We start from the raw sequence: 11,678 nt of genomic DNA, 5'->3' as shown, positions 1-11,678 counted from the left end.
ATTGTCCCCCGGCCCGGTCAGGAAGCGACGGCGGTCAGCAGCTGGACGTGATGTCGCTCAGCTCGTCGCCGTTCGTCGTGGTCGAGCTCGAGGTGGGCGGCGTCGTCGTGCTGGAGGTGGTCTTCTTCGACGTCGGGGAGCTGTTGCTCGGCTTCGGCTCGGGCGGGTTGATCGCGTCGAAGACCATCGCGTGGATCTTGGCGTAGTCCGGCCGGTTGACGTCGATGTTCTTGTTGGTCAGCGGCAGCGACTTGATGGTGCCGCCCTTCTGGATGCGCTGGACCAGCTCCGCCCAGGCCTTGAGGTCCTGCTGCGGGATGTCGACGGTGACATTGTCCTGGAGGGTCTTGGCCAGCGCCGGGTAGCGCACGAGCATCGAGGTGGGGTTGACCTGGTTGAGCAGCGCCCCGACCATGCAGCGCTGGCGACGCATCCGGGAGAAGTCACCGTCCGCCGACTCGGCGCGAGAGCGCGAGTACCAGAGCGCGTGGAAGCCGTCGAGCTCCTGGACACCCGGCTCGATGTAGCCGGTCGTGCCCACGACGACTCCACCTTCGATCTTGCAGCCGATGCAGACCCGGTCCTTGACGTCGACCGTCACCCCGCCCATCGCGTCGACGAGCTGGGTGAAGCCCTCTAGGTTGATGACGGTCGTGTAGTCGATGTCCAGACCGAGGATCTGCGACGCAGCGTCCTTCGTGGCGGCGAGCCCCGGGTTGACGTCGGGCGGGAAGAGGTCTGCGTTGTCCCGACCCAGGGTCCAGACGTACTCCATGAGGCACTGGTCCCCGCAGTTGTAGCCGTCGGGGTACTTCTGGGACAGCGGGTTGTCCTTGGAGAAGGGGATGTTCTGCAGGTTGCGAGGGATCCCGAAGAGGACCGTCTCGCCGGTCTGGGTGTCGATGCTGGCGACCATGAGCGAGTCCGGTCGGACGCCGACGCGATCCGCGCCGGCGTCGGAGCCGACGAGCATGATGTTGACCCGGTCGGTGCCGGCCCAGGGGTCACTGCCCTCACCCGGGCCGGTGGCCCCGTCGGGGCGGAACTGCTCGAAGACATTGCCGATCAGCGAGCGCTGGATGACGGCATATCGGACCGACTGGGCCGCGGGCGCGAAGATCAGCAGTGCGGCCAGCGCGGCGAAGACGACCATCGCGATCTTGGGACGCCCGGTCGCCGACTCGGGCAGGTTGTCCCGTGCGGTCGTGATGATGCCCCAGATCCAGATGATCGCCCCGATGACGACGACCGGGATGAGGATCATCAGCGCGCGCCGGCTCACGCCGACGCTGATGACCGAGGAGGTCACCCCCTTCGCCAAGGCGTAGCCCAGGACCGCGAGGACGGTCACGGCGAAGGCCGCGATGATGGCCATGCCGGTCCGACGCCGACTCGGGATGAGGCCCAGGCCAGGCAGGATCGTGCTGGCAGCGGTCAGGGCGTAGAACCGCCGGCTCTGGCGCGCATTGCGGCGGGCACTGAGTCCTCGCTCGCCGAGGCCGCTCGGGCTCTCGGGGGTCTCGCTCTGGGCCACGGGTGCGAACCTCCGGTATCGGGTACCCGTGGACAAGCGCTGACATCCGTGGGCTGGTGTTCACGACATCGTGACACAAAAGAGACCCCTGACCGCAAACCGTCGAAGGGAGGGGTCCAGCCTTCGTGAGCCTCAGCCGTGGGCGGCGGGGTCCGGGTCGTACCAGCCCTCGTGCTTCTCGGCGAGGGCCTGGAACCGCTCGCGCAGGCCCTGCTCCACGGGTCCGGTCTGGTCGGCAACCATGTCCTCGCGGACGTGGACGGCCCACTCGTGGTCCTCGCCGTCGTCCTCACCGGCCAGCGCCTCGCGCACGACACGCACCTCGGTGAAGCCCTCGTCGCGCAGGTCCTCGGCGATGCGGTCGGCGTCGTCCCGGTCGGGGAAGACCATCAGGTGCTCGGTCATGACGTCAGCCTCCCACGACGACGGGGGTGGACAACAGGGACGAGGCGTGGTGTCGTCGAAGGCATGGCTCAGGAACAGAAAGTCACTGTCCAGCGCACCATCGACGCGTCCGCCAAGGACATCTTCGAGGTGCTCACCAATCCCGAGCGGCACGCCGAGCTCGACGGCTCCGGCTTCGTCCGCTCGGACGAGAAGAGCGACCGGATCCAGGCGGTCGGCGATGTCTTCACGATGAACATGACCGGCGACCACATGGGCGGTGAGTACCAGACGGACAACCACGTCACGGCCTTCGACCCCAACAAGATGGTCGGCTGGAAGACCGCGCCTGCCGGCACCGAGCCGCCCGGATGGGAGTGGCTGTGGGAGCTGGAGCCGCAGGGCGCGGACAGCACCCTCGTCACCCACACCTACGACTGGAGCAAGGTCACCGACAAGGCCCTGCTCGACAAGATCAGCTTCCCGCTCGTCACGCAGGACCAGCTCGAGGAGACTCTGGGTCGTCTCGCGGCCGCAGTGAGCGGCTGACAACGGAAAGCCTCCTCCCCCGCGGCGGCGTCACCGGGCATGATCGACACATGTCCCTCGACGTCGCCGCGCTGCGCGCCCGCTTCCCCTCGTTGACCTCCGGCATCGCCCACTTCGACGGGCCGGGTGGCACCCAGACCCCGGCCGAGGTCGGGTCGGCGATCGCCGCCACTCTCACGGGACCGTTGTCCAACCGCGGCGGCTCCGTCGCCAGCGAGCGCAACGCCGAGAGCGCGATCGCGGGCTTCCGGTCCGCGATGGCCGACCTGCTCGGCGCGCAGCCGGGCGGGATCGTCTACGGCCGCAGCGCCACCCAGCTCACCTACGACATCTCCCGCGCTCTGGCGAAGGGATGGGGGCCGGGTGACGAGGTCGTCGTCACCGAGCTCGACCACGACTGCAATGTGCGGCCGTGGGTGCAGGCTGCCCAGGCCGTCGGCGCGACAGTGCGGTGGTTGCGACTCGACCCGACCAGCGCAGAGCTGGACCTGAGCGACCTCGACGAGGTCGTGGGCGAGCGGACCCGCCTGGTCGCGGTGACCGGTGCGTCCAACCTGCTCGGGACGGTGCCGCCCGTCGCCCGGATCGCCGCGCGGGCGCACGCCGTCGGCGCGTTGGTCCACGTCGACGGGGTCCACCTCACGGCGCACTCCCACATCGATGTCACGACGATGGGCGCGGACCTCTTCGTGTGCTCGCCGTACAAGTTCTTCGGCCCGCACTGCGCGGCGCTGGCTGCCGACCCCGCGCTGCTGGAGACGCTGCACCCGGACAAGCTGCTGCCGTCGACGGACACCGTCCCCGAGCGGTTCGAGCTCGGGACCTTGCCCTACGAGATCATGGCCGGTGCGACGGCTGCGGTCGACGTCCTCGCGTCGCTGGCCCCGGGCGAGGGCACTCGCCGCGAGCGTCTGGCGGTGGCGAACGCGCTCGTCCACGAGCACGAGCTCGGTCTGCGCCAGCGGATCGAAGGGGGCCTCGCCGACCTGGGCGACCGGGTCACGCTGCACTCACGAGCGCAGCAGCGCACCCCGACGCTCTTCTTCACCTTCGCCGACCGGGACGCGCGCGAGGCCGCTGCCTTCCTCGCGGAACGCGATGTCCTCGCGCCGGCCGGGACCTTCTACGCGCATGAGCCCTTCCGCGCGCTCGCGCCGGGGGTCGACCTCGGGATGCGGGTCGGCGCGGCGCCCTACACCGACGACTCGGACGTCGACCGGCTGCTGGAGGGGCTCACGGACTTCTTCGGGCGCTGACCCTTCGAGACGGCCGCGAGCGGCCTCCTCAGGGGTCAGGACGGCGCGAGCGGCCTCCTCAGGGATCAGGACGGCGCGAGCGGCCTCCTCAGGGATCAGGACGGCGCGAGCGGCCTCCGCAGGGATCAGGACGGGTCGCGGCCGGTGAGCGCGAGGGCCCGGTCCTGGCGGGAGGCGTCAGCGCCCACGTCGATGGCCGGCCCACAGACGCCCTCGCCACGGATGTGCTCACCGAAGCCGGCGATCGCCGTCTCCAGCTGCTCGATCTCCGCCTCGGAGAAGTCCACCGAGACTCCCGCGGCCTGCCCGATGTCCCACCGGTGCACGATCAGGTCGAAGCCGAAGAACTGGTCGAAGGCCGCCCCCACCGTCGACACACCGAACGGGGTCTCGTAGGCCCGCTCCGCCAGGGTGTCGTCGGCCAGCTGGCGAGCTACGCCCTCGGCGTGGGTGCGCCACGCGGTCGCCGGGCCGAGAGCAGCGACCGTCGGCGCCGGGTCGGGCAGGTCCGCGCCGGCCTTGAGCATGAAGTCGCGCTGGGTGTCGATGAGGTGCTGGACCACGTCGAGACCCGACCAGCCCTCGCACGGGCTCTCGTGCTCGAGCGCGCGCGGATCGGTGGCGTCGATGAGCCGCATGAGCGGCGTGTTCTTGCGGTCGAAGACGGAAGCGGCATCACGAGGGAGGGGCATGGCGCCAGCCTGCCACCGTGGTCCGACAACCGCCACGGCTTTCCCCCTTCGCCCAGCGGGTGAACACTCGACGGCGGGACGGCGAAGGGAACGCCCCGCCTCTTGATCCGGACCCGGGTGCCCGGCGAGCATGGCGACGACATGAGCAGGCTCTTCGTCGCCCTCGGCGACTCCTTCACCGAGGGCGTTGGTGACCCCAACCTCCACTACCCCAACCAGGTTCGCGGGTGGAGCGACCGGCTGGCACGCCAGCTCGGGCGCGCCGACCCGACGTGGCGCTATGCCAACTTCGCCATCCGCAGCAAGTTCCTCGACCAGGTCGTCACCGACCAGTTCGAGCCCGCCCTCGCGCTGGCACCGACGCACATCTCCTTCTGCGCCGGCGGCAATGACCTGCTCTCCCTGAGAGCCGACGTCGACGGCATCACCGACCGCTACGAGCAGGCACTGCTGCGACTCGTGGGGTCCGGCGCCGAGATCGTCGTCTTCACGACCTTCGTGCCGCGGGCCAGCGGACTCCTCAAGCCGTTGATCCGCAGGGTGGATGCCTTCAACAGCGCCATCCGCGATCTCGCGGCCACGCACGACGCGACGCTCGTCGACCATGATGCGATGCGCGAGTTCGACGACAAGGGGCTGTGGGCGCTCGACCGGATCCACCTGTCCCGGCCCGGTCACAAGCGGATGGCCGCCGAGGTCGCGCAGGTGCTCGGTGTGCCGCACACGCTCAGGCTGAGCGATCTCGTACCGCCCGACCGCCCCGGGTGGCGGCACGCGATGCGGGGCGAGGCGGCGTTCGTCCGCGACGAGGTGGTCCCGCTGGTGCGGCGGCGCCTGCGTGGCGTCTACGACGGGGACACCGCCCGCCCCAAGTGGCCCGAGCCGGTCCACCCCTCCGACGGGATGAAGCGCCTGGCAGCCGAGCAGGCAGCGGTCGAGCGGCGCCTGCGCGAGTGGGGCGAGGTGCTCGAGCGGGTGTGAGGCCGAGGCGCGCCTGCCCGGCGGCGCAGCTCCCTCTGCGGGCGCTCCGGCCGTGACTCGCACGGTGAATCACCGCGGGTGCCAGGTCTCGCCACAAGGTGTCGATTCACCACATGAGTCACGACCGGAGGGGTTGGAGCAGCACCTGGGCCCTCGGCCGCCACGGCCTCAGTCGGCGAGATCCGGCCGGAAGATCTCCTCGATCGTGCAGCCGAAGGTCGCCGCGATGCGGAAGGCGAGGGGCAGGCTCGGGTCGAAGCGGCTGCGCTCGATGGAGATCACCGTCTGCCGGGAGACCCCGAGCGCCTCGGCCAGTCGCGCCTGCGACCACCCGCGCTCCGCGCGGCGGTCCGCGAGATCGTTGTCCATCAGGACTCGCGGCGCGAGATGACGGCGTAGCGCAGGACCGCGTCGATGCCGGCCCCCGCGACGACCGCCAGTAGGACCAGCCCTCCCGGGACCTCGAGGTCGAGGACCGAGGTCAGGGTCAGCGCGACCCCGGCAGCGACGACGAGATCGATGAAGGCGCCAGAGCATGCGCGCTCCACCCACCGCGCCTCGACGCTGTCCTCCACGTGCGGGTCGGGCTGCACGGTGTGGCCCGAGACGAAGATCAGCCAGCCCAGAGCGATCGCCGGACCGAGCGTGCAGACCGCGAAGACGACTGCGACGAGCCAGAACTCGTCACTGCGCACCCACCCGGCCACCGCCCCGGCGGTCAAGGAGAGAGCGAGCGCGACGAGGGCCGCCTTGGCGTACGCCTCAGGCGGTGCCGTGGGTCGAGTGGTCGTGGTCATCGGGATCCCCTTTGGTCAAGCGCGCTTTACAAGGATGAGTAAAGCACGCTTGACAGAGCGAGGGGCGTCAACGGCGAGCGCGCGGCTCCCACACCACGAGCGCCTGCCCGCCGGTGCGGGGGCGGGGGCGCTGACCGTGGCGCAGCGCGACGATGTCGCCCTGGGACCCGACCGCGAAGAATCGCCGTCCCTGACCGAGTGCCTCGCGCGCGGTGTCGAGCTCGTCGTCCAGCTCGGCCACGCGGGCGCGCAGTGCCTCGACCTGCATCTCGAGGTCGAAGATCCGTTGGATCGCGCCGAGCGAGACACCCTCCTCCTGGGAGAGGCGCTGCACCTCGCGCAACCGGGTGACGTCGGCGGCGCTGTAGCGTCGGCCGCCACCTCGGGTGCGCGATGGGATGACCAGTCCAATGCGGTCGTACTGCCGCAGGGTCTGCGCGTGCATCCCGGCGAGGTCGGCCGCGACGGAGATGACGAAGACGGGCGTCTGGTCGTCACCGCTCAGTCCAGAGATCCGTGCCATCGTGCCCGCCTCCCTTCGCCATCGGTGTCATCGAGTCTGCCGCGGCCTCAGGCGGTCGCGCCGGAGGCCAGCTCCGCCCGCGGGTCGTCGGGGCGCGCATCACGCAGCACCTCGACGGCCTCACGCTCGGCCTCGCTGAGCTCGGTCGGCACGATGATCTGCACCTTGGCGAGCAGGTCGCCGGTGGCCGCCTTGGTCGCGATGCCGCGACCCTTGAGCCGCAGGACGCGACCACTCGGGGTGCCCGGGGCGATGCGCACCTTGACCTGCGAACCGTCGAGGGTCGGCACGGCCACCGTGGCGCCGAGCGCCGCCTCGGCGAAGGTCACCGGCAGGTCGATCGTCAGGTTGGACCCGTCACGCCCGTAGACAGGGTGCTTGCCGACGGACACGGTGAGGATCAGGTCGCCGCGGTCGGCGCCACGGTCACCGTGAGCACCCTTGCCGCGCAGACGGATCTTCTGCCCGTCCTTGACCCCGGCGGGGATCTTGGCGTTGACCTTCTCGCCGTTGACGCTCAGCGAGATGGTGCGCCCCTCGACCGCGTCGCGGAAGGACAGCTCGGTGCGAGCCGTGAGGTCCTGGCCCTTGACCGGGCCACGCGGCGCGCGGAAGCCCGCACCCTGACCGCCGAAGCCGGAAGCACCGCCACCCCCGCTGAACATCGACATGATGTCCTCGAGGTCGGGTTCACCGCCCCCACCCCCGGCGAAGGGGGAGCCGCCGCCGGAGCTGTAACGCATCCGGGAGCCGCCTCCTCCCCCGCCGAAGGCAGAGAAGATGTCCTCGAAGCCCGCGCCCCCGCCCTGACCGCCGGCGGTGAAGCGTGCACCGCCGCCGGCCATCGAGCGGATCGCGTCGTACTCACGACGCTGCTCGGGGTCGGAGAGCACGGCCTGCGCCTCACCGACGTCCTTGAACTTCCGCTCGGCAGCGTCATCCCCTTCGTTGCGGTCGGGGTGGTACTGCTTGGCGAGCTTGCGGTAGGCCTTCTTGATCTCACCCTCGTCGGCGTCCTTGCTGACGCCGAGCACGGCGTAGAAGTCCTTGTCCAACCAGTCCTGACTGGCCATGTCTCCTCCTCTCAGATTCTCTTGCGGTTACTGCGGGTCGGCGACTGCGACGCGGGCGGCGCGCAGGACGCGCTCGCCTGCGCGGTAGCCGGGCTGCAGCACCGTGACGACCGTGGTGGCCGTCGCGTCGCTCGGGAGCTCAGCGTCCTCCGCGTCCCACGGTGCGTGCATGAGCGCCTCGTGGACGTTGGGGTCGAAGACCTCACCCTTGACGCCCACCCGCTCCAGGCCGTGCTTGCCGAGAGACTGCTCGAGCTTGTCGGCGATCGCGCGGAAGGGACTGCCCTCAGGCAGGTCACCGTGCTGCTCGGCGAGCTGGATCTCGTCGAGCACCGGCAGCAGGGTCTCGAGCACCTCTTGGGCGGCACGCGTCTTGTGCACCGGGAGGTCCCGGTCGACGCGCCGCTTGTAGTTGACGTACTCGGCCTGCAGGCGCAGGTAGTCGTCGTGGAGCTGGTCGGCGCGGGCCGTGTCGGGGTGGACCTCCGTGTCAGCGGCGGCCTCGACGACGGGGGCGTCGCCCCCCTTCGAGGCTCCTTCGTCGCCCCTCAGGGCAGCGCCTTCGTCCCCGGCCGGGGTGGCCTCGGGCTGCTCGCCCGAGACCACCTCGGCGTCGACGACCTGCTCCTCGCCCACGGGCTGCGCGGCATCCGCGCCCACCTCAGGGTCGATCGGCTGGTTGGGGTCGGTCACTTCTTCTCCTCGTCGGCGTCGTCCACGACCTCGGCGTCGACGATGTCGTCGTCGCCCTCGGTCGTGCCCTGGTCGGCGGGCTGCTCGCCGGCGGTGTCGCCAGCACCTTCGCCCTGCTCAGCGGTCGCCGCGTAGAGGGCAGCGCCCATCTTCTGCGACTCCTCGTTGAGGGTGTCGACCTTCTTGGTGATGTCCTCGACGCTCGCGCCGGACTCGGGCTTGAGCGACTCCTTGAGGTCGGTGAGCGCGTCGTCGACGGGCTTGCGCTGCTCGTCGGTCAGCTTGTCACCGGACTCGCCGAGGAACTTCTCGGTGGAGTAGACGAGGTTCTCGCCGTTGTTGCGGGCCTCGGTCTCCTCACGGCGGACCTTGTCCTCGTCGGCGTGCGCCTCGGCCTCCTTGACCATCCGCTCGATCTCCTCCTTGGACAGCGCGGAGCCGCCCGAGATGGTGATCTTCTGCTCGACGCCGGTGCCACGGTCCTTGGCGGTGACGTGGACGATGCCGTTGGCGTCGATGTCGAAGGTGACCTCGACCTGCGGGACGCCACGCGGCGCCGGCGCGATGCCGGACAGCTCGAAGGTGCCGAGGTTCTTGTTCTGCTGCGCGATCTCGCGCTCACCCTGGAAGACCTGGATCAGCACGGACGGCTGGTTGTCCTCAGCGGTGGAGAAGACCTCGGAGCGCTTGGTCGGGATGGCCGTGTTGCGCTCGATGAGCTTGGTGAAGAGCCCACCCTTGGTCTCGATGCCGAGCGAGAGCGGCGTGACGTCGATGAGCAGGACGTCCTTGCGCTCGCCCTTGAGGACGCCGGCCTGCAGGGCCGCGCCGAGCGCGACGACCTCGTCCGGGTTGACGCCCTTGTTGGGAGCCTTGCCACCGGTGAGCTTGGTGACCAGCTCGCTGACGGCCGGCATGCGGGTGGAGCCACCGACGAGGACCACGTGGTCGATGTCGGCGAGGTCCACGCCCGCGTCCTTGATGACATTCTCGAAGGGAGCCTTGGTCCGGTCGAGCAGGTCCTTGGTCATCTGCTCGAAGTTGGCGCGGGAGAGCGACTCGTCGAGGTGGATGGGGCCGTTCTCGCCCATGGACAGGTACTGCAGGTTGATCGACGTGTTCGAGCTGGAGGACAGCTCCTTCTTCGCCTGCTCCGCCGCGTCGCGCAGACGCTGCATCGCGATCTTGTCGTTGGACAGGTCGACGCCGGTGTTGTTCTTGACCTGGGTCAGCAGGTGGTTGACCACGCGCTCGTCCCAGTCGTCGCCACCGAGGGCGTTGTCACCGGAGGTCGCGCGCACCTGGATGGTGGAGAAGCCGTCCTCGGGGTCCTTGCCGACCTCGAGCAGGGAGACGTCGAAGGTACCGCCACCGAGGTCGAAGACGAGGATGAGCTCGTCCTCCTTGCCCTTGTCCAGTCCGTAGGCCAGGGCGGCGGCGGTGGGCTCGTTGACGATGCGCAGGACGTTGAGGCCCGCGATCTCGCCGGCCTCCTTGGTGGCCTGGCGCTCGGCGTCGTCGAAGTAGGCGGGGACGGTGATGACCGCGTCGGTCACGTCCTCACCGAGGTAGGACTCGGCGTCGCGCTTGAGCTTCTGCAGCGTGCGCGCGCTGATCTCCTGCGAGGTGTACTTCTTGCCGTCGATGTCGTCGGTGGTCCAGTCGGTGCCGATGTGGCGCTTGACGGACCGGAGGGTGCGGTCGGCGTTGGTGACGGCCTGCCGCTTGGCGACCTCACCGACGAGGACCTCGCCGCCCTTGGTGAAGGCGACGACGGACGGGGTCGTGCGACCGCCCTCGGCGTTCGCGATGATCGTGGGCTCGCCACCCTCGAGGACGGCGACGGCAGAGTTGGTGGTTCCGAGGTCGATGCCAACGGCACGAGCCATGGGGCGCTCCTTTGATCGGGTGTCGAGGTGGTCACCCCGACGGAGTTGAGTTGTTGTTGCTCAACTTAGGAGGCGATCTGCAGTTGCGCAAATCCACGTCTCAAAAGTTGAGTACACAGGGCTCAACTACGGGCGAAGGGGGTTCATTCCCCGCAGCGTGCACCCCAGTGAGACGGTGGCCGGATGGGACTCACGAACCCGTGGCCGGGGCCCGACGAGCCACCCCGCGCGCTCGCTCGCCACGACTGACCGCGTGTCGTACTGCAGTTCGGACGCACACCCGGAGGCGACCCCCGGATCTTCGGGGGTGGCCTCTCCTCGCTCCCGTGAACTGCAGTACGACGGCACACCGCCGACTCTGGGCTCGGCCGCGACCAGACTCATCCCCTTCGCCGAAGGTCGTCGGGCAGGACCGCAGACCACCCTCAGCGCGCGACGTAGACGGTGTTGCTCGACTCCCCGCCGGTGAGGAAGTTCGCAAAGGTCACCACGTGGGCGTCCACCCGGCCGAAGACCTCCTCGAGCAGCTGCACGAAGGGAGCGTCCGGCGGGTCGTCGGACCACAGGGCGAAGACCCCGTCGGTGCGCAGGTGCCCCTTCAGCCGGCGCAGCCCCTCGGCCGTGTAGAAGGGGGCGTGGTCCGGGTGCAGCAGGTGGTGCGGCGTGTGGTCGATGTCGAGCAGCACCGCGTCGAAGGTCCGCCCCGGCTCCTCCACGTCGAAGCCGGCGTCGGACGCGGCGAGCTCGAAGAAGTTGGCCAGGAGCAGCCGGGTGCGCGGATCCCGGACGAGCGCAGCGGCGTCCGGCAGCAGCTCGCGCTCGTGCCAGTCGATGACCTCGGGCATCGCATCGACGACGACCAGGGAGCTGACCCGCGGGTCCTCGAGCGCTGCCCGGGCAGTGCACCCGAGCCCGAGGCCGCCGACGACGACGTCGAGGGACTCCCCCTTCGCCTGCGCCAGGCCGAGCCGGGCCAGCTCGATCTCGGCCACGGTGAACAGGCTCGACATGAGGAACTCGTCGCCGAGCTTGACCTCGTAGACGTCCACCTTGAGCGTCGGCTCGATCCGGCGGCGCAGGCTGATCTCACCCCGCGGGGTCTCGCTCCAGGCGAGCTCTTCGAATCGTCGCATCGCCACAGTCTGCCTGCCGTCGGGCGGCCGGACACGACGCGCTTGGGCACCCAGGGCAGCGACCCTCACTCTCGTACGAGCGCCGTGGCCGTCGACGATCAGATTCCGCGGAGCAAGGTCGTTGTGGCACAACAGGTCCGGCGTGTCTGCCGGCAGGAGGACCTGCCGGTCACC

General features: G+C 69.8%; 13 protein-coding genes. 3 read left to right on the top strand and 10 right to left on the bottom strand.

Annotation, left to right across the window (positions count from 1 at the left end):
- Positions 1 to 34: 34 nt before the first annotated feature.
- Positions 35 to 1,534 (bottom strand): LCP family protein, encoded by a 1,500-nt coding sequence (locus tag ASG73_RS03275; RefSeq protein WP_055990643.1) that lies wholly within the window; start codon positions 1,532 to 1,534, stop codon positions 35 to 37.
- 132 nt (positions 1,535 to 1,666) lie between these two features.
- Complete coding sequence (locus tag ASG73_RS03270; RefSeq protein WP_055990640.1) at positions 1,667 to 1,939, bottom strand: ribonuclease E inhibitor RraB; 273 nt, start codon at positions 1,937 to 1,939, stop codon at positions 1,667 to 1,669.
- 63 nt (positions 1,940 to 2,002) lie between these two features.
- On the opposite strand from ASG73_RS03270, the gene ASG73_RS03265 reads away from it, so the two are divergent.
- On the top strand, positions 2,003 to 2,467 hold the full coding sequence (locus tag ASG73_RS03265; protein ID WP_055990638.1) for an SRPBCC family protein: 465 nt from the start codon (positions 2,003 to 2,005) through the stop codon (positions 2,465 to 2,467).
- A 50-nt stretch (positions 2,468 to 2,517) separates the two neighbouring features.
- The gene (locus tag ASG73_RS03260; RefSeq protein WP_055990635.1) at positions 2,518 to 3,723 is read left to right on the top strand and encodes a cysteine desulfurase-like protein; all 1,206 of its coding nucleotides are present in this window, start codon (positions 2,518 to 2,520) and stop codon (positions 3,721 to 3,723) included.
- Between the two features lie 125 nt (positions 3,724 to 3,848).
- Here ASG73_RS03260 and ASG73_RS03255 read toward each other — a convergent pair whose 3' ends face one another.
- Positions 3,849 to 4,415, bottom strand: a complete 567-nt coding sequence (locus ASG73_RS03255) for a maleylpyruvate isomerase family mycothiol-dependent enzyme (RefSeq protein WP_055990632.1) — start codon at positions 4,413 to 4,415, stop codon at positions 3,849 to 3,851.
- 141 nt (positions 4,416 to 4,556) lie between these two features.
- Here ASG73_RS03255 and ASG73_RS03250 point away from each other — a divergent pair, with 141 nt between their 5' ends.
- Positions 4,557 to 5,396, top strand: a complete 840-nt coding sequence (locus ASG73_RS03250) for an SGNH/GDSL hydrolase family protein (protein WP_055991424.1) — start codon at positions 4,557 to 4,559, stop codon at positions 5,394 to 5,396.
- A gap of 168 nt (positions 5,397 to 5,564) precedes the next feature.
- On the opposite strand, the gene ASG73_RS03245 is transcribed toward ASG73_RS03250, so the two are convergent.
- The 7 genes from ASG73_RS03245 to ASG73_RS03215 form a co-directional block, all read right to left on the bottom strand.
- Positions 5,565 to 5,765 carry a helix-turn-helix transcriptional regulator gene (locus ASG73_RS03245; protein WP_055990629.1) on the bottom strand — a complete coding sequence of 67 codons (201 nt, stop codon included), beginning with the start codon at positions 5,763 to 5,765 and terminating at the stop codon, positions 5,565 to 5,567.
- Positions 5,765 to 6,193: a hypothetical protein gene (locus ASG73_RS03240; RefSeq protein ID WP_055990625.1), complete on the bottom strand. Its 429-nt coding sequence runs from the start codon at positions 6,191 to 6,193 to the stop codon at positions 5,765 to 5,767. Before ASG73_RS03240 ends, ASG73_RS03245 begins: the two co-directional genes overlap by 1 nt.
- A 67-nt stretch (positions 6,194 to 6,260) precedes the next feature.
- Positions 6,261 to 6,716 (bottom strand): heat shock protein transcriptional repressor HspR, encoded by a 456-nt coding sequence (locus ASG73_RS03235; protein WP_055990623.1) that lies wholly within the window; start codon positions 6,714 to 6,716, stop codon positions 6,261 to 6,263.
- A 47-nt stretch (positions 6,717 to 6,763) separates the two neighbouring features.
- A complete protein-coding gene (locus tag ASG73_RS03230) occupies positions 6,764 to 7,789 on the bottom strand; it encodes a DnaJ C-terminal domain-containing protein (protein WP_055990620.1) in 1,026 nt (341 codons plus the stop codon).
- 27 nt (positions 7,790 to 7,816) lie between these two features.
- Positions 7,817 to 8,482, bottom strand: coding sequence for a nucleotide exchange factor GrpE (locus ASG73_RS03225; RefSeq protein ID WP_055990617.1), 666 nt, complete (start codon positions 8,480 to 8,482; stop codon positions 7,817 to 7,819).
- Positions 8,479 to 10,371, bottom strand: coding sequence for a molecular chaperone DnaK (dnaK, locus tag ASG73_RS03220; protein WP_055990614.1), 1,893 nt, complete (start codon positions 10,369 to 10,371; stop codon positions 8,479 to 8,481). The genes ASG73_RS03225 and dnaK overlap by 4 nt, the downstream gene beginning before the upstream one ends.
- Before the next feature lie 425 nt (positions 10,372 to 10,796).
- Positions 10,797 to 11,504 (bottom strand): spermidine synthase, encoded by a 708-nt coding sequence (locus ASG73_RS03215; protein ID WP_055991421.1) that lies wholly within the window; start codon positions 11,502 to 11,504, stop codon positions 10,797 to 10,799.
- Positions 11,505 to 11,678: the final 174 nt, after the last annotated feature.

Origin of the sequence: Janibacter sp. Soil728, assembly GCF_001428305.1 — a bacterium.
Taxonomy (GTDB): domain Bacteria; phylum Actinomycetota; class Actinomycetes; order Actinomycetales; family Dermatophilaceae; genus Janibacter.
This window is presented reverse-complemented; position numbering and strand designations above follow the sequence as displayed.

Excerpts from the sequence above, each read along its gene's own strand:
- ASG73_RS03270 (WP_055990640.1), bottom strand. The coding sequence starts at position 1,939 with ATGACCGAGCACCTGATGGTCTTCCCCGACCGGGACGACGCCGACCGC.
- ASG73_RS03265 (WP_055990638.1), top strand. The coding sequence starts at position 2,003 with ATGGCTCAGGAACAGAAAGTCACTGTCCAGCGCACCATCGACGCGTCC.
- ASG73_RS03260 (WP_055990635.1), top strand. The coding sequence starts at position 2,518 with ATGTCCCTCGACGTCGCCGCGCTGCGCGCCCGCTTCCCCTCGTTGACC.
- ASG73_RS03255 (WP_055990632.1), bottom strand. The coding sequence starts at position 4,415 with ATGCCCCTCCCTCGTGATGCCGCTTCCGTCTTCGACCGCAAGAACACG.
- ASG73_RS03250 (WP_055991424.1), top strand. The coding sequence starts at position 4,557 with ATGAGCAGGCTCTTCGTCGCCCTCGGCGACTCCTTCACCGAGGGCGTT.
- ASG73_RS03245 (WP_055990629.1), bottom strand. The coding sequence starts at position 5,765 with ATGGACAACGATCTCGCGGACCGCCGCGCGGAGCGCGGGTGGTCGCAG.
- ASG73_RS03240 (WP_055990625.1), bottom strand. The coding sequence starts at position 6,193 with ATGACCACGACCACTCGACCCACGGCACCGCCTGAGGCGTACGCCAAG.
- ASG73_RS03235 (WP_055990623.1), bottom strand. The coding sequence starts at position 6,716 with ATGGCACGGATCTCTGGACTGAGCGGTGACGACCAGACGCCCGTCTTC.
- ASG73_RS03230 (WP_055990620.1), bottom strand. The coding sequence starts at position 7,789 with ATGGCCAGTCAGGACTGGTTGGACAAGGACTTCTACGCCGTGCTCGGC.
- dnaK (WP_055990614.1), bottom strand. The coding sequence starts at position 10,371 with ATGGCTCGTGCCGTTGGCATCGACCTCGGAACCACCAACTCTGCCGTC.
- ASG73_RS03215 (WP_055991421.1), bottom strand. The coding sequence starts at position 11,504 with ATGCGACGATTCGAAGAGCTCGCCTGGAGCGAGACCCCGCGGGGTGAG.